This window comes from Bdellovibrio sp. HCB274 (assembly GCF_047306075.1).
Classification (GTDB): domain Bacteria; phylum Bdellovibrionota; class Bdellovibrionia; order Bdellovibrionales; family Bdellovibrionaceae; genus Bdellovibrio.
In genome coordinates this window covers 201764-220312 of the sequence record NZ_CP178623.1, presented here as the reverse complement: position 1 = coordinate 220312, position 18549 = coordinate 201764, and the positions used below count along the sequence as shown (strand labels likewise).

The following is an 18549-nucleotide window of genomic DNA, read 5'->3' as shown; positions in this document are numbered from 1 at the left end:
TTCAAATCCAATATATGAAGAATACTAATGGATGGGGAATATGGCAACCAAGGGGGTCCAGAAGTCCGATTTCTTGACTTAAGCTGAGAATTTGCCCACTGTGAATCTCATGAATTTTCTCCTATATGCTATATGCACTCTGATCTGGGGCTCCACTTGGCTTGTCATCACTTTCCAAGTGGATTCAGCTTCGCCAATTGCTTCAGTATTTTGGCGCTTCGCCCTGGGTGCATTTCTTTTGTTCGCTTATTGCTGGTTTACGAAAAAGAAATTGTCCTATGGAAAACAAGATCACCTGACCTTTATGGCCATGGGGGTCTTTATGTTTTCGATTAACTACATGCTGGTGTATTGGTCAGAAACCATGGTGAGCTCGGGAATAGCCGCCATCTGTTTTACGGTAATAGTTCCGTACAATATGATCGGCATGAGGATCTTCTTTAAGAAGCCGATCGCTGCGAAAGTCATTACAGGTTCACTGTTAGGTGGTGCCGGAATTGCTTTGATTTTTATGAACGAAATTCTGGGACTGCAAGCGAATCATAGTACGATCTTTGGCCTGGTGTTGGGACTTATTGCGACCTTATCGGCTTCAACCGGCAACATGCTTTCCCAACGTTCGTATCGAAAAGCCATCCCCGTGGTGATTTCAAACACCTGGGGCATGCTGTACGGAAGTGTCTTTACATTAATCGTGGGATTGATCCTACAACACAGTTTCGCAATCCCCCTGACCACCAAATATCTAAGTTCTCTATTGTATTTGTCTCTATTCGGTTCAGTCTTCGCATTCGGGGCTTACCTGTCACTGGCAGGTCGAATTGGGGCTGAAAGAGCAGCTTATTCGGGAGTTGTCTCCCCTATCATCGCACTGACTCTGTCCAGTATGTATGAAAACTTTAAGTGGACTCCCTACATTGTTGCGGGAGTCGCACTTTGTCTTTTAGGAAATGTTCTTACGTTGTATTCTCCAAAAAAGCTTACCAAGTCGGCGGGTTGATTCCCGGCGGCAGGAAGAACACACCTGTTTCAAACATCATGTCGATGATTGATTGGGATGTTTTTCTTAAATCACGTCCTTGGGGCGCACCATTGTCCACGATGATCATGCCATCGTCGCTGCCAGAGATATAAGTATGCCCTGGTGAAATGCCTGATCCATTCATCAGAATCGCCCCGGTCATTGGTTTATACTTTGTTCCATCCCAGGCAATCCATCCGGCTTTGTAAAGAGCCATAGAAAAATTCACAACAGCAGCCGTATTTGACCAGATAAGCTTATTGCCTTTGGTTGTATTAAAATCATCACTGACCCGGTACCCGGCACGCTGATAAGCTTCGCGCACAAGTTCTGACTGGAATTCCGCGCAAGGAACGTTTGAAAAGCCATGACGAACTGCCGTCTGTTGGACAGCGATCGACCACGCACCATTCGTCGCGACTTTGCCGATTTTCTCATAGTCCAATGAAGCTTGCTTGGCAGTTGCGGAATCAATCATCAGATATGATTTAGGGGTCGCAACCTCGCGGTTCGCGACTTTTCTAAGTTCCGCATAAATCGCATTCCACTTTGCCCGGTCCGCAGAGCTTAAACTTGCAGGATCCACGCCCTTGTTGATTTTAGGAAAGCGTTTGGTCGAAGACGTGGTGTAACTGAATTTTGGCTTACCTGAAGTTTGATAGTTTGCCAAAAATCCTGCGCCCGGAGTCGCTGGAGTGATCACCGCAAAGCTGCCTTCCGCCCCCTGAAGACTTCCCACGATAGAAGCAAATATGAAAAGTCCCCCGCTGGTTTTATTTAAGGTATCAATTTTACTTTGCGGAAACTGCGAAGCAAAAGAAGAAGGAACAGAAACAATTTTTATCGGATAGATAAAGCCCGTGCTCGAACGAACCAGTTTGCCGCTGGAATCACGATAATCCAGATTCTTGGAGGAGTAGTCTGCGGGAACTTCGATCTGTGTTCCGGAAGGAAGCTCCGCCTTGTTTTCCAGAACGTTGTTACTCTCGTAACGAACGCTCATGTCCTGATTCAGTAATAGCTTTTGGGCCGCGTTTACTGGTGTGGAGTTTCCACCGGATACTTCATCTGTTGCTGTCCCAGTGCCTGGGTCAATAACAGATGCCGTTTCGTTTCCTGACTCGTCGATGGCAGTCAGACTTCCATTACCCGGTCCGCAAGCTGTCAAAGCCAGAACCAGAGACAACGTACCAAGGTTGGTTAGTGAACGAGGTGCAAGCATCTCAAATCCCTCCTAAGGTAGTTCCTTAACCCTTCGGAGTGTTCACATTTTGAATTTAATGTTTTTTGTTAAGTGAAAGATTTTGTCGGTCGTTCATTGAAAAACGTCAGGTTCTTAAGCGAAAAAAGATGAATGATGCTTCGATCAACAGGGATCGTGTTTGTTTAGGCTGTTCGGCGGATGATGTGATAACCGAAACGCGTACGAACTGGTTTAGTCGTGGTTTGTCCCACTTTCAGAGCGAATGCGACCTCTTCAAAATCCGGATCCAGGCGACCTTCAGAAAAAGTTCCAAGATTTCCACCATCAGCTGCGGACGGACATTTCGAGAACTTGCGCGCAAGTTCGGCAAAATCTTTACCGTCTTTAAGGGCTCGCAAAAGATCATCAGCTTCGTACGAGTGTTGAACCAAAATGTGGCTTACTTGAATTTTCATACTCCAAAGTATGCCACAGCCTTTCACCAATTTCACTGTCCATTTTTTAGGGGTTCGCTATCATTGGAGCTCACTATCTTTTATGGGGGTATTTATGATTAAAGCAAAAGCGTTTGCAGCTCCGTCGGCAAAAGCACCGCTGGCTCCGTTTAGCTTCGAGCGCCGCGAACTTCGCGATAATGATGTTCACATTGAAATTCATTATTGCGGCGTTTGCCACTCGGACGTTCATCAGGTTCGTGATGAGTGGGGCAAAGGAATGTTTCCGATGGTTCCAGGCCACGAGATCGTCGGCAAAGTCGTCGCCGTCGGGTCGAAAGTAAAAAAATTCAAAGCTGGTGATCTGGCTGGTGTGGGCTGCATGGTGGATTCCTGCCTGGACTGCGCATCCTGCAAAGAAGGTCTTGAGCAATTCTGTGAAAATGGATTTGTTGGCACTTACAACTCCAAAGAAAAAGATGGCGCGCCCACTTACGGCGGCTACTCCACCTCTATCGTAGCCCGCGAAGAATTCTGCCTGTCTATTCCTAAGAATTTGGATTTAGCAGCAGCCGCACCTCTTTTGTGTGCCGGTATCACGACTTACTCTCCGCTTCGTCACTGGAAAGTGACTAAAGGACAAAAAGTCGGCGTTGTTGGCTTGGGTGGTTTGGGTCACATGGCTGTGAAACTTGCCAATGCCATGGGTGCGAATGTTGCCGTGTTCACAACATCCCCTTCAAAAGTTGAAGATGCCAAACGCTTAGGGGCCCACGAAGTGATCATCTCGAAAGACATGGAGCAAATGAAAGCTCACATGGGATCTTTTGATTTTATTATCGATACAGTCTCTGCACCCCATGACTACAACCTTTACCTGAGCATGCTTCGTCGGGACGGTAATATGGTCTTGGTGGGTCTGCCAGATACTCCGCCAACATTGGCTGCCGGGGCCCTGATTATGGGTCGTAGAAAGCTGGGTGGATCGTTGATCGGTGGCATTCAGGAAACTCAAGAGATGTTGGATTTCTGTGCCAAGCACGGAATCGTATCGGATATCGAGATGATTCCGATCCAAAAGATCAACGAAGCCTACGAACGTATGATCAAAAGTGACGTGAAGTACCGCTTTGTTATCGACATGAAGTCTTTGGCATAGAACCTTTATGAGAGAAGTTCACAGCGTTTTTGCCCCCTAAGCAGGGCAAATTCGCTGGGAATTCCACTTTATTCCAACCTAAAGCTGCACTCCCTAGTTCCCCGATGGAACCACTCCTCATTTCCACTGGTAAAATTGACAGGTTTTTCACTCTAAGCTGCCCAAAACACCAATCATTTTGTACATATCCCCCACATACAATCTGGGGGTATTCATGAAGTCATTTTTCATCGCATCAGCGCTTATTCTAAGTTCATCTTTCGCATCTGCGGGAGCCATGAAAGAGATCTCCATGATGACTACAGAAAGTGTTCTTGAAACGCTTGGTTTTGATGAAAGCATTGTTTCCATCGAGCAAAAGTTTACAACAGTTGCGGGTTACGATGTTGCGATCATCACTATGGCGCGCGGAAACTACAAAGTGAAAGGCGTTGTACCGACTTTCAAATGTGTGACCGTGTTTAAGAAAAACTCCGACAATTGGTACGATATCGTTAAAACAGAGTGCGAAACTCTTAAGTAGGAATTATGAAAACCGTAAGTATTTTCTTTGTTCTTTTGGTTCTGGCTATCGCAAATGCAAAAGCTGCTACTTGCGAACAATCTTTGGCTGCGACTCTTCCGCAGAATGCAGAACTAACAGGTCTTTTCCAGTGTGAGCCGGAACAAGAAGGCCAAAAACCAGTTTGCCTGGCTATCGCAAAAATTGGTGATAACCAGTACTTGTATCAAACAATCCAGGACTCTGTGGTTATCAATTCTGCGACTACTAAGACCATTCAATTGGTGGGTCTAAGCGCAAAGTACAGCACGACTAACGACAACCACCGTGTCACATCCACTTACTGGCCGAATGCCAGCTTGTTGATTCTTGATTACTCTGCTCGCAAGGGTTTCTTTAAGGGTTATGAGATTCAAGACAGCTACAGCTTTTCCTGCAGCTTGAAGAACTAATATCAGCAAAATCTGAAAATAAAAAAAAGGGAGCTTATGGCTCCCTTTTTTTATTTAAATGTTCTTTTCTGAACGGGTGAACTTTCTAAGCCCCGGGGCTGACTTCCCTTGGGCCTTTAAAGCCTCTGGGCTGCGCAGCTTGATCGGCAGGGAGTTAAAGCCGTGACGATCATAGAATCTCACGATCGTGTCGTTACCAGTCTGGCTGGAAGCTGAAATCGCCAATTCCATGTTGAACAGAGTCCGCTGAGCCGTCACGATCATCGCACCATTTTGATAAGTCCAAACTCCCTCACCATTTCCAAGTTTGTCGACCTGATAAAAGAATTTTCCGTTATCAAAAAGCACGTAGCGCATCGGATATGCGCTGTCAGTTTCCATGACTTTCAATTCATCAATTTTACTTTCAGCCTGAGGCCACTCAGCCGCGGGATTTACGAACTGGCTGTAAAATTCCGCGTCACGCTCGTGCGCGATCAACGAACCCGCTGGCGAACATGCCTGAAGGGCAAAACCTAAAACTGCTGTCAAAAATGCGAAACCAAGGTGTTTATTCATGTCCTTATTTTATAAACTGGACTGCGAAGGTCAACGCCATTCCCCTTTTGGTCTGGGTCATTGCAACACAAATGAGACTGGAAACTTTGAGACTTGTCTGGGAAACAAAGCCGCGCAATGATTCGTGCGAGGATTTTATGAAATACTTAGCCGCATTTATTTTGACTTCAATTTTTGCTCTTGTAGCACAAGCCGCTCCAGCCTCTGATCAAATGACTTATCGCTGTTTCGGGAAAACATCCGAGTTCGCATTCCAGTGGCATGTCACTTATAATCACGGAACTCTTTTTAAATCACAGTTAACTGTTACTCACCCAGGAAATGACGTTCGCAAAAATCCGTGGAAATCCGTCAGCTCCACAAAATTCAAATTCGAAGTGGATTCCCCGTGGTCGCAGTACCGCACTTACCTCTATCGTAACAAAATGGTCAGCTTAGGCCTGGCAGTCGTCGATCCCACGACAAGCGTGGAACTCGACAACCCACCGTATTCAGAATTTAAGTGCTATAAACACTAGTTTCCAAATTTAAGATTCACGCCATTCTTTGTTTTTACACAACTCCCAAGCCTCCCCCTACACATATTACCGGGATTCCCATGGAATAGAGTTAGAGGTGGTGCTTATGTATGCGTCTGTACGTACTTACCGATTTAGTCCCGTGTACATTCAGGAAATATCCGAAAAGCTTCAGGACATGTTTGTACCTTTGCTGGAACAGATGGAGGGTTTCATTTCCTATGACTGGATCACCACTCCTGATGGTCAGGGCATTGGCGTTTGTGTGTTCCGGGATGAAGAAGGCTTAAGAGAGTCTATTCATCTGGCAGCGGACTTTCGCAAAGTCCACTTCAGCCATATTGGAATGACCACCCCAGAAATTATCGTCGGTTCCGTAGGCGCACACGGGGTAGTTCCTGAACAAATCGCACCTACCAGTAAGAAAAACCGCGAAGACCGCCCAACCCACTAACACTTACGCGCCGCGCTTTTGCCATTCCCCAAGGAGTTTGATAGGTTCAAATCTCCTAAAGTGGGGGGCTAGCTTAGTTGGTTAAAGCACGGTGCTCATAACACTGGGATCGGGGGTTCAAGTCCCTCGCCCCCTACCAAATTCGAAGCCACCTTTCGGTGGCTTTGTCGTTTCAGAAGTAATTTAAAATAAATAAAACAATAACAACAGATTGAGCCAATAAAGGCTTCTTGCTTCATCTTTTCCAATATCCCGCAAGAACCCGCGAAATAACGGCAGTTGATAGAGATTTGTATCAGGCGCTGTAGCAGTCGTAACGATTGCTACAAGCATCTGTCTAATCCGCCTCAAAGATACCCAGGGGGGATCTGCGAACGTTCGTTAACTTAGCTCGCCATCGCATCGCAATCGCGTGTGACTATTGTGTGAATTTTGGGCCTATGTACCCTCACCTGTTTCTTCCTATTTAGCTGTTCGATTTCATTGAGCGTTTGATCGAAATAGGAGGCTACTTGAACTCAATCAAACGTCTTGTGAAAGTACGGCCAACCATAACTTTTTCTATGGTTGGAAGGATTTATATATTCTGGGACGAAATAGGCCTGCAATCTTGCATGATTCGCATTGAGGATAGGCTGTGGAATTAAAATCAATTTTGCGAAAACTCATCAAGGAAAAAGGTCTTACTGTTGCATGTCTATCGAGAGGTGCAAAGGTGCCCGTTCAGACACTACATGGTTGGCTTCATGGGGTAGAACCGAAAAGCATTCGACAGCTGAAGTCTGTAGCCGATTATCTCGAAGTTGATTTGGATTATCTTTGCTTCGGCATTAGGGCAAAAGCTGATCGCGACAAAATTGAAAAATTTGAAGATGAGATCAATGCGGGTGTTTTTGAAGTTGTACTGAGACGAATTAAACGATGATCGACGGGCTATTGCGTGGATAAAAAAATTGTGGTGCTTTTTCTTGGCTTATTTTTCACTAGCTGTGCAACGCAACCAACTAGCCAGCAACTTATGGATGCTGATTATGGTTCGGCTCCGTCAAATGAGGAGAAAGTTGTTAAAGATTTCATGTCCACGATTTTAAAAGATCCGTCTAGTGCTCAGTATAAATTCTCGGGTCGTTCGAACACAGCGTGGGCTAGGAATGGTTTTGGTGGATATGTAGGATATCAAAATCACTATTTTTTGATTAAAAATGAACGGGTCATTTATGCGCCTGGGCCTGGATATGTCTCGGATCGATCTTGCAATCCATACGGCATGAGCTTTTGAGGATTAAAAATGAAATTCATCTTCATGCTATTCATTAGCCTTACATCGCTCATAATTAGCTGCGCAACTCGTCCTGCGGGAGATAAGAAAAATGAATCGGTTACCGGGTTCAGGAGTATGCTGGGCGGAATGTGGTGTGGGCCAGGTTTTTCCGTTACTTACGCAGAGAAGGCCATAGAGGAAGCTAAAAAGGACTGTGAAAAAGAGGGCAAGTCATTTGAATATTCAAGCCATGACGTGGGATCGGTACGTTATAAGTGCATATCGAAAAACTAAATAGTCTTTCGTAAGATTCGGATTTATTGTTTTTTTGTTACGAAATAAGTGTCGGCCTTCCTTCATATCTTTGGAATCAGTAGAATGAATTCAGTCTATTTCTGGCAGCCATGAACTCATTCAGTTAAACCTTTTTAGTCTCTAGATTCATTCGGGACGTAATTCTTAAATCTATTTTAGCGGAAGCCCCATTTTTTGGATTACTTTAGACAAAAGAACTCCCTTCCCAAAGTTAAAACTTTGAGTTTAAGTGGCTAGCAAAATTCACACTCCGCGGACGTCTCACGGAGATTTGAATTTTTCAGCCTTCTCTCACTTCACTCTTGATTCTGTTTGGCCGATCAGGGAAACTGAGTTTGCTTAGTTCTACAGTTTCCAAATTCGATCAAAGAAAAAACCAGAACCAATTCGTGATTAAATCCCACAGGTACGGCAACAGTGGGGTATGTGGGTTCAGCAAGTTCCATAACCAAACAATCCACTTGATTAGATTAAGCAGGATTTTCCAGCCTGACTGCTTCGGTAGGGGTTGATATTCTGTAGCTTTTTTACGGCTACGCTTCTGGTATGCAGTGGTTGGCTTTTTGGCCATAACTCACCTCTTTCGGTTTCGCAGATTAAAATTTCAAATGATGATGTAGTCTGCGGTTCCTACATCGTTTAGGTAAATGGTTAAACCTTCTATGTTCTGTAATATGCTTCATGAAGGACCCCTGTTTTTAATAAGGCTCGAGTAAATAGAATTTTTCTGTCACCAGCCCTTTCCCTTATAAGCATTCAAAGAAGGGGGTACGAAATAGGATACGGAATTGGATATTTTCCCGGTCATCTCTGGCAAATTCATACCGTCTAGTAAAGATTACGTCTCATCCCTTCGAAGGCTCTCGAGTAATATATGGCGATCGAATATCTCGAAGGCGGTGCTCTTCCTATTTACTTGTTAAAAATTCGAATCAAATTCATAAGTATTTGTTTTTATTGGATAATTTTTTGAAAAAATAGCGGCCATGCCATATAGTTCGCTGATAAAGGTAGGACCCAGCGGGACAAAAGATATGATGAGGATAGTTTAACTGAAAGAGCTCTAACGAGTTCTGAAGATGTTCTAGAGCCAACAATACAAGAGGGGCAGATCACAGTGCCCCGGCAGTATTCCCGAGTATAGAGTTTTCGAGTTTTTTCTTGAGGTGATGCTAAATTAGTTATAAAAGCCCGACTTTCCTTACCCGGGTAATTTGTTGCGGAAATGCAATAATTTATCTAAAAAGCATGGAATACTTGTAAAATCGCTTATTTAATTAAGTAATATGCCTATTTTTCTTTGCTTACATTGTAAACAAAGAAAACCGCAAGGCTTACCCGGGTATGATTTAAGTTTACATTGTAAGCAAAAAGAATTTAAATAAATCATATGCCTATAAAGAATAAGGAACAGAAAATTAAGGATGATTACCCTGATCGGTTGAAATCGATTCGAAGTAAGCTGGGCATGACTCAAAGACGTCTTGCTGCCGAACTTTACGTTACTCCCGGAGCTATAAATCATTGGGAAAATGGTGATAGAAGAATTCCCGGGCCAGTGAGAAAGTTAATTGAAATTTATGAACTTATCATCGAACAACAAAGGAAAGCTAATGGCTAAGAAAGGCGTTTCAAAAACCTCAAAAAAAGCCAGTAGTAAAAAGCAAAAACCGATTTCGAAAGATCAGGTATTGGCTCAGCTAAAGTCATTGAAGAGCGACACTCAACTTTACAATGAAATCTTGTCCTTTTTCCCAACCCAAACAGATACGGGCTTGGAAGCAGAGATCGAGGTTGATAATGAAGAGGGGCCATATGGGCCTGAACCAATCTACTCGGAGTTAGGTTATGATCCCTCTACAATTCGCGTCGCTTTTCGCCAATACCCTGTTGATCTGTTAATCAAGCGCATTCAAGAAAATGCAATTAACTTTACTCCTGGATTTCAGCGTGCAGCTGCGATCTGGAATAAGCGAGCACAGAGTCGTCTAATTGAGTCAGTTTTAATTAAGATTCCGCTGCCAGTTTTTTATATGGATAACTCGAACGAGGATCAGTGGGACGTAATTGATGGTGTCCAAAGACTTACGGCGTTTAAATCATTCGCGGTTGATAAGGTATTAAAGCTACAAGAGTTAGAGTTTATGCCCGAACTGGAAGGAAGAGGATTTGACGATCTTCCAAGAAACCTACAACGTAGATTCTTAGAATCTTATATCAGTCTTTATCTTATTGAAAAAGGGACACCAAAAAGAGTTAAACAAAGTATTTATGAGAGAATTAATACAGGTGGAACTACTTTAGTTGCACAAGAAATTAGGCAAGCCATATTTCAAGGCTCAATTACACAGCTGTTGGATAAAATGGTTTCTTATGAAAGCTTCAAAAGAGCTACAGATAATGGAATTAGTAGCTTAAGAATGGCAGATAAGGAATGTGCTACACGGTTCATTGCTTTTTATCTTGAAGATTATCAAACATATCGTACCAAAGATATGGATCGATTTTTAAGTGATTCATTGGAGAAGTTGTCTACAAAATCACGCTGGGAGCAAGACCGGGTGGCGGAGAAATTTGATTTCTCAATGCATTTGGCTTTTGAGCTTTTTGGAAAAACGGCATTCAGAAAACCGATTCCGAAGGCTCAAATTAACAAAGCACTATTTGAAACGATATCATCCACTCTAGCTAAGCTATCTCATAGTGAGGCAAGGGCATTGGTTGAAAAGAAGAAGACTTTAAAAAGTAGATTTTTAAAACTAAGTAATGACGAAGAATTTAACTCATCTATCAGTACAGGCACTGGTGATGTTAGAAAAGTTCAGCATCGTTTTTTCGCAATTGAGAATTTAATAAGAGGAATTATCAATGATTGAACAAATTAGATTAAAAAATTTTAAATGCTTTAGGGATCAAACTCTTATAGTTAAACCAATTACTTTACTTTCCGGAATTAATGGAATGGGCAAGTCCACGTTCATTCAATCTTTATTGGCACTTCGACAGTCTCATTTGCAGAATCTTCTTCCGGACACTGGCCTATCTTTAAACGGGGATCTTGTAAGCTTGGGAGCAGCAAATGATGTTCTTTTTGAATATACGGATGAAGAAGAGATCGGTCTCAAAGTTACTTATAAGGGTGGTTTAACCGGCAGATTTCTTTTTAATTATAACCAGTCATCGGATGTCTTACCTTTAAAGAAAGAAATTGCGGAGAAGTCTTTTTTTACTTCGAATTTATTTTCTGATAATTTTCACTACCTTTCAGCAGAAAGAACAGGGCCGCGTCTGTCTTTTGCTATGTCTGACTTCCACGTGGTACAGCATAGACAACTAGGTATTAGAGGTGAATATTCGCCACATTTTTTGGCTTCATTTGGTTCAAGTCCTCTTAAAATCAAGGCGTTGAAGTTTTCCTCAGATATCAGTGATACTTTATTAGCCAATGTGGAAGCATGGCTTGGAGCGATTAGTCCCGGTACAAGGCTCACGGTAACCCCGCACCCTGGCATGAACTTAGTGAACTTGGAATATTCGTTTTCTAGAGGAACTCGTGTGAGTAAAAATCATCGCCCAACAAATGTAGGCTTTGGAATTACATTTATTCTCCCAGTATTGGTCGCAATTTTGTCATCGGATCCTGGTTCTCTTTTGCTCATCGAAAACCCAGAAGCTCATTTGCATCCGAAGGGTCAATTTATGCTTGCCCAACTAATGGCGTTGGCGGCGACAAACGGAATTCAGATTATCGTAGAGTCCCACAGTGATCATTTTTTGAATGGCCTTCGTGTAGCAGCCAAAAGGGGCGAAATTAAAAGCGAAGACATTTCCGTTAACTTCTTTGAGTATGATCAATCACTAATGTCTTCTCGCGTAGTTAACATTAATATCGATCAAGACGGTAGAATTGATTACTGGCCTGAGGGCTTCTTTGATGAGTGGGAGAAGTCACTTGAGGCGTTGATTTAGCACTATGCAACTCGAATATATTTTGAATGAACTTTCTATTAGGGAGCTGTTTCCTACGCCAGGAGATGCCCATGCCATAATGGATGTGTTTATCGATGTAGTAATGGCATCGAGAAGTTCTGGCGTAAAGCCGAATGTCAGGACTCATGTCAAAATTAATCAGATCGAATTATCATCCGGATACTATATTTCTAACTGGGCTGCTGATCAGAGCATCAATCGAGAGAAAAGACTGTATATCCATACTTTGTTGACGAAGAACCCTCTTCTAAAGGAACTGCCGGACCCTCTTTGTGAAGACATTAAGGAAACGTCCGTAAAAGTATATCGAACTCATGGCGATGGGGTGACCGTTAGTTATCTCACCGACAATCCAGTAATTAGCTTCAATACTGATCCCAAGTGGGATGTCCCCCTTTTGGATATTGAGGTTGAGCAACTTAAGACGGGAGACCAGGGCAACCCTGAAATTGTTCAACACACGAGCACTTTAATTAATTTTTCAACCTTGCAGTCATTTCAGGCCAACAGGACTAAAATTCAACAGATACACCTGAGAAGGTTCGCTACTATAGAAGATTTTTGGGCTCGTAAAGGAGATGTCTATCCACATCTTACTTTCTCACCAGAGGTGAAAGATCAACTGGCGGGATACACAACCCCTCAACAACAGTTTTTTCAACAGGCAATGATGAGGTTGAATGAAATCAATAACTACTGCCAAACATGGAGCAGTGGTCCTTGTACGATCTTAAGCGATATTCCAAATATCTCTCCAGAGTCTCTAAGTACTATGCAAGCATATGGAGAGTTACGTAAGTTTCCTGACGATAGCGGAAGTTATAAACTCTGCGAACTCCATGCGAGGATAACTCCAGGTCCTGGGCGAATTCACTTTTACCCTCTACCAGATCAAAAAAAGATATTTATTGGTTATATAGGTCCTAAATTGAAGTGTAGCTGATAAATTTAAGAACTTGTGTTCTCTCTCTAGGGTAGGTTTATTTAATTTTGGGCCTGCCTTCTGCCATAATAGATCTTTTGAGGTGAGCTTTCATAGTTCTGATCCATTGATAATTGGCGTCCATTTCTCTGGATACATTGAATGGATTCCAGCGAACTTCGAATGTGGAAAGACGCTTGATCTCCCTTCTCAATTTAGTAACTTCTTTTTTAACTTCGCGCTTTCGACCTAAAGACAGACCCCTCTCGTTTAACATTTTTATGTTTTTAGAAAGCTCAACCTTAAGGGGCTTGATCGCACGGTTTCGCATATTCTTGTTAATATTCCGTACCATTAAGTCGAGTTCGTTTTCGGGACGCATGATCGCGGACACTCGTGATGCCTGGAGCTTATTGCCTTTACAGTCTTCCAAAAGATCAATGATGCGCCTAGCTACGAGGGTCGGAATTCGTGGCCGTCGTCTATTGCCGTGTTTTTTTCTAGCTGCGAGGTAATTCCTAATCGATTCAAGATGTAGCTCATTCATAGAACGAGTGAAGTTTCGAGATAGAGAAGTAATCTTTGCCGAAAGATTTCTATCCAAATTTACACGCCATACTTCGTCAGCCCCAAGAATCTTATGCTCTTCGCTGATTTGCCCACTTTTATAGTTGGTTCTTTGTCCTTGGCACCACTTTCCAAGCTTATTTCATCGCATCGATGCCATCCGAATGGACCTGCATCATCCAGCATGGAGAAGCTCCAAGTAAGGTTGATGCTGAGTATTTTTATTAGGAGTTCCTTTTCTTCTGCCACTTCCATTTGGTTTTTTCTGACCTGCTTTAAAAGCGCCCATCGCTCTATTTATTGAAAAAGAAATCACGATGCCCCGTCTGGCCACCCTAGAGAAGCTATTCTCTCATCTCGACCCAAAATTTGAAGCAGGCGTTAGATTTATATAGAAGACAAAAGAGTCGGAAGGACGAGCCGCCTAAAATCTTCAGGAATTTCTTACGATGATATCTCTAGTCGTTTTTGCGTACCATTTGGTTTTTCCTGTTTTGGTCTTTATACCCATTGTATTCATGATGCTTGCGATTTTTTCAAATGACAGTCCTTGGTCTCTCAACTCCTTGACCTTGTTGATTATATTTTGTTCGCGGATGTTCAAGGCAATCTGTCTGTCTTTCCAGTGCTTGCCGAAAGGAAGAGTTCCACAGAAATTTATCCTCTTCGCGCAAAGCGATTCCATGAGTTTCGAGGTATTTCATAATTGTCGATCTGGAGGAAAAAGTAAGAGCGGCAATTTCTCTGGGAGAAAGCCTTTCCACTTCATATTTGGCGCGGAGGAAACTCCCCTGCTTTACAAGTGGAAGATACTGAACCCTTGAAATCATTTGGATTTTCGTAGAGGATAAATCTGCGGTCTTGCCCGCCCCATGGGCTACCACTTTTGCGCCAGCAAAAGTCCTCCATTTTCGATTCGAATTATTCACCTCCGGAGAAGCATATGCTCCAGTTATTTCTTTTAGCCATCTTCGTCGTTTTTCTTTCAACACCAGCAGTCGCCAGTCAAGTTTCCATCACAGTAGATGATTTTAATCTATCCAGTGAAATAGGAATGGAACCTTTAAAAAGGAATGCTGCGATATTGGCTGCTTTGAAGAAGCATAAGATTAAAGCTGCTGGATTCGTAACAACAAAATATCTTAATGACTCAAAAGCCGTTGAGGCCGTCAAAGAATGGTCATCGAGCGGACATGTTATTGGAAATCACACTGAAAATCATTGGAAGTATAACGACAAGACTCCAGCAGAATTTAGCGCTGATATCATCGCGGCCGAGAATAAATTAAAACCGTTCGCTACATTTAAAAAAATCTTTCGTTTTCCCTACCTTAAAGAGGGTGAAACCCTAGAGAAGAGAGATACACTCCGTAGTTTTCTAAAGAACAATGGCTATAGCAATGGACATGTCTCGATTGATGCATCTGATTGGTACATCAATATGCGTCTGGTTGAAAAATTAAAAAAAGGCGAGTCTGTAAATCTGGAAAAGTATAAAAACTTTTATCTGAAACATATTTGGGATCGTTCTGAATACTACTCAAAATTGGCGAGAAAAACGTTAAATCACGATATTAAGCATACGCTACTCTTACACCACAATCTAACTACTGCACTTTTTCTTGATGATCTTTTAAAAATGTATCAGGAGAAGGGTTGGAAGGTAATAGATGCAGAAAATGCATTTATGGATCCAACCTATAGCCGCTCATCTGATAATATACCTGCCGGAGAAAGTATCGTATGGGCCCTAGCGAAACAAATGGGCGATAAATCATTAAGGTATCCTGCGGAAGATTCCGTGTACGAAAAAGATGAGATGGATAAACTGGGATTGTAAATAGTTGCTGAAATAACAAGGGCAGGAAGAAGATCCTGCCTTTTTTAATACTTCCGAACTTTTATTGTACTAGTAGAAGGACAATGTTGTTGAGGTTGGTACTGAGCCGCCTTGGAATACGCCTGGCACTCCGTTTTGGGATTGGCCTAGGGATAGTATGCCGCCGCTTAGTGAGCCTATGTTATCTACGAATTTGTTGCCGCTGTTTGGTAGTGGCATTGCGAAGCAGGACATCATGTAGGTGGATTTCCATTTACCGTTATCCGTTGCGCTTGGTGTGCTTTGGTATGGAGTTGTGCCGCCGCAACCTGAGTTTACGTAAGATTGGACTGTTTCGTTCCAGGCCATCATTCTTGAAGCTGTGACTGTGAAGGCTAAGGGATATACTCCTGCGGATTCGGAGCCGATTGTAAATGATCCTTCGGAACTATAGACGATTGCGTAGTTGATGCAGCTTCCGCCTGTAAACCAGTACTGGTTTTGTGTGAATGTTCCGTCGGCGTATAATCTTAATTCGATGCTTGTGCGATTCGCGTTCGTAACGATGCCATCAGTGGCAGTGATACAGCCGCTGTTCCAGGTTTTTGCCAATCCGGCGAAGGTGAAGCTTGTGCCTGTGCTGGGGGTTTCTTCGGTGGCTTCGCAGGCTACTAGTGCTGTTACTAGACCAAAAATCATGACTGATTTAAGTAAAGGATTAACCATAAACGTACTGCTCCTTCGTTATTATACTTTTGGGTACGTGTTAATTATCGGTTAAATATTTTGTTCACATTAGCTCAACTCGAATTTATCAAGTTTATACGGGTGTTTTCCGCAACACCTGTTTCATTGTGATACGGTTGCATGAGTTTCTGTTAATCCTATAAATATAAACTAGTTAATACGCAGTTTCATTCTTCAGCGTTCGAAAAACTCACTCCAAACACTTCATGAATGCGTCGACAAATTCACGCTGCATTTTTGACCATAGGTTTTGTCTATCATTGCAATAGGAACTATCAATTTCACTTATTGTTATTAAACACGAAAAATGGACCTCACACGTTTAAACAAAAACGAACGATACAAAGGAGAACTATCGTGTTTAAGAAACCATTTCTTGGCGTTGCTTTGCTTGCACTAAGTTTAAGTGCCGGTACTGCTTTCGCTGAAGGTAAAGATGCTGTGGAGCAAGCTCCCAACAATAAATTCTGGTGGCCTGAAAGATTGGATCTTTCCCCGCTTCGCCAGCATGCAACTGAATCCGACCCAATGGACAAAGGATTCGACTATGCAAAAGAATTCAAATCCCTGAATCTTGCTGAAGTAAAAAAAGATATCGCAAAAGTTTTAACTACATCCCAAGACTGGTGGCCTGCGGATTATGGACACTACGGTCCATTCTTCATTCGTATGGCGTGGCACAGTGCCGGTACATACCGTGTAGGTGATGGCCGTGGTGGTGGTGGCAGTGGCCAACAACGTTTCGAGCCGCTGAACAGCTGGCCCGACAATGCCAACCTGGATAAAGCTCGCCGTCTTTTGTGGCCGGTAAAACAAAAATACGGAAAGAAAATTTCCTGGGCAGATTTGATGATCTTAACAGGCAACGTATCTTTGGAATCCATGGGTTTCAAAACTATCGGTTTCGCCGGTGGTCGTGAAGATCAATGGGAACCAGATTTGGTTTTCTGGGGAACTGAAACTAAATGGATGGGAGGCGACAAACGCCGCACAGCTGACGGCAAACTTGATAAAAAGCCAGTCGCAGCAATGCAAATGGGTTTGATCTATGTAAATCCTGAAGGTCCAAACGGCAAACCAGATCCAATTGCAGCAGCAGCTGATATCCGTCAGGCATTCGGTCGTATGGCGATGGACGATGAAGAAATCGTGGCATTGATCGCGGGTGGTCACTCTTTCGGTAAAGCACACGGTGCTCATAAACCAGAAAAATGCGTGGGCGCTGATCCATCTGGCGCACCGATTGAAGAACAAGGTTTGGGCTGGAAGAACAAATGTGGAACAGGCGTTGGTAAAGATGCTGTAACCAGCGGACTTGAAGGTGCATGGACTCCTACGCCGACTCAGTTCTCGATGATGTTCCTGGCAAATCTTTTCCAATTCGATTGGGAGCAAACGAAAAGCCCGGCGGGTGCCACTCAGTGGATTCCGAAAAAAGGCGCTGCAGCCACTATGGTTCCAGACGCACACGTAGCTGACAAACGTCACGCACCGATCATGTTCACAACAGATTTGTCTTTGAAAATGGATCCGGCGTTCAATAAGATTTCCAAAAAATTCCTGGATAATCCTAAAGAGTTCGAAGCGGCATTTGGTCGCGCATGGTTCAAGCTTACTCACCGTGATATGGGTCCTCGCGCCCGTTACATCGGCGCTGAAGCTCCGAAAGAAATCTTCACTTGGCAGGATCCTCTTCCAGCTGCAACTGGTAAGAAAATTTCCGCAGGTGACGTCGCTGCATTGAAAAAGAAAATCTCTGCATCTGGTATTAAGAATTCTGATTTGATTCGCACAGCTTGGTCTTCTGCGGCTTACTACCGTGGAACTGATATGCGCGGTGGCGCAAATGGTGCCCGTCTTCGTTTGTCACCAATGAAAGACTGGAAAGTGAATGCTCCGGCAGAACTTGCTCCGATTCTTGCTAAATACGAATCCATTCAAAAGGATTTCAATAAAGGCGGCAAAAAAGTTTCTGTCGCTGACTTAATCGTACTGGGCGGTAACGTCGGTATCGAACAAGCTGCAAAAGCCGGTGGATTGTCTGTGACTGTTCCCTTCCAGGCAGGACGCGTTGATGCGACTCAGGAACAAACAGATGTCGCTTCTTTCGCGAACCTTGAGCCACGCGCAGATGCATTCCGTAACTTCTATGGCGAAGGCAACTACCTTTCCCCTGCAGAAGCATTGGTTGATCGTGCAAACCTACTAACTTTGACTGTTCCAGAAATGACAGTTCTTTTGGGCGGTATGCGCGTTCTTGATGTGAACTGGGACCACTCGAAAACTGGTGTCTTCACTGCTAAACCAGGCACTCTATCCAATGACTTCTTCGTGAACCTTATGGATATGTCAGTGAAATGGCAAAAATCCACTACGGAAGGTTTGTATGAAGGCTTGGATCGCAAAACGAACACGGTTAAATGGACAGCAACACCTGTTGATTTGATCTTTGGTTCTCATTCAGAGCTTCGCGCGGTTGCAGAAGTTTACGCTTCTAATGACGGCAAACAGAAGTTTGCAAAAGACTTTGTGACTGCATGGAACAAAGTTATGAACTTGGATCGCTTCGATCTGAAATAAGAAGTTCGGTAAAATTAAAGAAGCCACCTTATGGGTGGCTTCCTAC

21 protein-coding genes and 1 tRNA gene are annotated in these 18549 nt (G+C 43.3%); 15 read left to right on the top strand and 7 right to left on the bottom strand.

From position 1 onward, the window contains the following. Positions 1-109: 109 nt before the first annotated feature. Positions 110-1000 carry a DMT family transporter gene (locus ACLWNV_RS01145; protein WP_413586058.1) on the top strand — a complete coding sequence of 297 codons (891 nt, stop codon included), beginning with the start codon at positions 110-112 and terminating at the stop codon, positions 998-1000. On the opposite strand, the gene ACLWNV_RS01140 is transcribed toward ACLWNV_RS01145, so the two are convergent. Both ACLWNV_RS01140 and ACLWNV_RS01135 read right to left on the bottom strand, forming a co-directional pair. After that, positions 981-2243 (bottom strand): hypothetical protein, encoded by a 1263-nt coding sequence (locus ACLWNV_RS01140; protein ID WP_413586057.1) that lies wholly within the window; start codon positions 2241-2243, stop codon positions 981-983. The two genes, ACLWNV_RS01145 and ACLWNV_RS01140, sit on opposite strands and share 20 nt — an antisense overlap. Positions 2244-2407: 164 nt before the next feature. Beyond that, positions 2408-2680: a peptidylprolyl isomerase gene (locus ACLWNV_RS01135; RefSeq protein ID WP_413586055.1), complete on the bottom strand. Its 273-nt coding sequence runs from the start codon at positions 2678-2680 to the stop codon at positions 2408-2410. Between the two features lie 94 nt (positions 2681-2774). Between ACLWNV_RS01135 and ACLWNV_RS01130 the strand changes: the two genes are divergently transcribed. From ACLWNV_RS01130 to ACLWNV_RS01120, 3 genes are all read left to right on the top strand, one after another. Continuing rightward, complete coding sequence (locus ACLWNV_RS01130; RefSeq protein ID WP_413586054.1) at positions 2775-3818, top strand: NAD(P)-dependent alcohol dehydrogenase; 1044 nt, start codon at positions 2775-2777, stop codon at positions 3816-3818. A gap of 214 nt (positions 3819-4032) precedes the next feature. Continuing rightward, the gene (locus ACLWNV_RS01125) at positions 4033-4341 is read left to right on the top strand and encodes a hypothetical protein (RefSeq protein ID WP_413586053.1); all 309 of its coding nucleotides are present in this window, start codon (positions 4033-4035) and stop codon (positions 4339-4341) included. A gap of 5 nt (positions 4342-4346) precedes the next feature. Further along, a complete protein-coding gene (locus ACLWNV_RS01120) occupies positions 4347-4772 on the top strand; it encodes a hypothetical protein (RefSeq protein WP_413586052.1) in 426 nt (141 codons plus the stop codon). Between the two features lie 54 nt (positions 4773-4826). On the opposite strand, the gene ACLWNV_RS01115 is transcribed toward ACLWNV_RS01120, so the two are convergent. Then, positions 4827-5330, bottom strand: a complete 504-nt coding sequence (locus ACLWNV_RS01115) for a transposase (RefSeq protein ID WP_413586051.1) — start codon at positions 5328-5330, stop codon at positions 4827-4829. Positions 5331-5467: 137 nt separating this feature from the next. Here ACLWNV_RS01115 and ACLWNV_RS01110 point away from each other — a divergent pair, with 137 nt between their 5' ends. The 9 genes from ACLWNV_RS01110 (at position 5468) to ACLWNV_RS01070 (ending at position 12811) form a co-directional block, all read left to right on the top strand. Continuing rightward, on the top strand, positions 5468-5848 hold the full coding sequence (locus ACLWNV_RS01110; RefSeq protein WP_413586050.1) for a hypothetical protein: 381 nt from the start codon (positions 5468-5470) through the stop codon (positions 5846-5848). A gap of 106 nt (positions 5849-5954) precedes the next feature. Beyond that, on the top strand, positions 5955-6302 hold the full coding sequence (locus ACLWNV_RS01105; RefSeq protein ID WP_413586049.1) for a hypothetical protein: 348 nt from the start codon (positions 5955-5957) through the stop codon (positions 6300-6302). 62 nt (positions 6303-6364) lie between these two features. Next, a tRNA-Met gene (locus tag ACLWNV_RS01100) sits at positions 6365-6441 on the top strand. Between the two features lie 498 nt (positions 6442-6939). Beyond that, positions 6940-7227: a helix-turn-helix domain-containing protein gene (locus tag ACLWNV_RS01095; protein ID WP_413586048.1), complete on the top strand. Its 288-nt coding sequence runs from the start codon at positions 6940-6942 to the stop codon at positions 7225-7227. A gap of 15 nt (positions 7228-7242) precedes the next feature. Then, positions 7243-7581, top strand: coding sequence for a hypothetical protein (locus ACLWNV_RS01090; RefSeq protein ID WP_413586047.1), 339 nt, complete (start codon positions 7243-7245; stop codon positions 7579-7581). Between the two features lie 1687 nt (positions 7582-9268). After that, on the top strand, positions 9269-9499 hold the full coding sequence (locus ACLWNV_RS01085) for a helix-turn-helix domain-containing protein (RefSeq protein ID WP_413586046.1): 231 nt from the start codon (positions 9269-9271) through the stop codon (positions 9497-9499). Then, positions 9492-10754 (top strand): DUF262 domain-containing protein, encoded by a 1263-nt coding sequence (locus tag ACLWNV_RS01080; protein ID WP_413586045.1) that lies wholly within the window; start codon positions 9492-9494, stop codon positions 10752-10754. The genes ACLWNV_RS01085 and ACLWNV_RS01080 overlap by 8 nt, the downstream gene beginning before the upstream one ends. Then, a complete protein-coding gene (locus tag ACLWNV_RS01075; RefSeq protein WP_413586044.1) occupies positions 10747-11847 on the top strand; it encodes a DUF3696 domain-containing protein in 1101 nt (366 codons plus the stop codon). The genes ACLWNV_RS01080 and ACLWNV_RS01075 overlap by 8 nt, the downstream gene beginning before the upstream one ends. 4 nt (positions 11848-11851) lie before the next feature. After that, positions 11852-12811 (top strand): hypothetical protein, encoded by a 960-nt coding sequence (locus ACLWNV_RS01070; protein ID WP_413586043.1) that lies wholly within the window; start codon positions 11852-11854, stop codon positions 12809-12811. Between the two features lie 37 nt (positions 12812-12848). Here ACLWNV_RS01070 and ACLWNV_RS01065 read toward each other — a convergent pair whose 3' ends face one another. The 3 genes from ACLWNV_RS01065 to ACLWNV_RS01055 all read right to left on the bottom strand — a co-directional run bounded on the left by ACLWNV_RS01065 (position 12849) and on the right by ACLWNV_RS01055 (position 14042). Next, positions 12849-13337, bottom strand: coding sequence for a hypothetical protein (locus ACLWNV_RS01065; RefSeq protein ID WP_413586042.1), 489 nt, complete (start codon positions 13335-13337; stop codon positions 12849-12851). A 59-nt stretch (positions 13338-13396) separates the two neighbouring features. Next, positions 13397-13612 (bottom strand): hypothetical protein, encoded by a 216-nt coding sequence (locus tag ACLWNV_RS01060; RefSeq protein ID WP_413586041.1) that lies wholly within the window; start codon positions 13610-13612, stop codon positions 13397-13399. Positions 13613-13790: 178 nt separating this feature from the next. Beyond that, complete coding sequence (locus ACLWNV_RS01055) at positions 13791-14042, bottom strand: recombinase family protein (RefSeq protein ID WP_413586040.1); 252 nt, start codon at positions 14040-14042, stop codon at positions 13791-13793. 258 nt (positions 14043-14300) lie between these two features. Here ACLWNV_RS01055 and ACLWNV_RS01050 point away from each other — a divergent pair, with 258 nt between their 5' ends. Continuing rightward, positions 14301-15197: a polysaccharide deacetylase family protein gene (locus ACLWNV_RS01050; protein WP_413586039.1), complete on the top strand. Its 897-nt coding sequence runs from the start codon at positions 14301-14303 to the stop codon at positions 15195-15197. Between the two features lie 69 nt (positions 15198-15266). Here ACLWNV_RS01050 and ACLWNV_RS01045 read toward each other — a convergent pair whose 3' ends face one another. After that, the gene (locus ACLWNV_RS01045; RefSeq protein ID WP_413586038.1) at positions 15267-15902 is read right to left on the bottom strand and encodes a hypothetical protein; all 636 of its coding nucleotides are present in this window, start codon (positions 15900-15902) and stop codon (positions 15267-15269) included. Positions 15903-16280: 378 nt separating this feature from the next. Here ACLWNV_RS01045 and katG point away from each other — a divergent pair, with 378 nt between their 5' ends. Beyond that, positions 16281-18503: a catalase/peroxidase HPI gene (gene katG / locus ACLWNV_RS01040; RefSeq protein ID WP_413586037.1), complete on the top strand. Its 2223-nt coding sequence runs from the start codon at positions 16281-16283 to the stop codon at positions 18501-18503. The last annotated feature ends 46 nt before the right edge of the window (positions 18504-18549 follow it).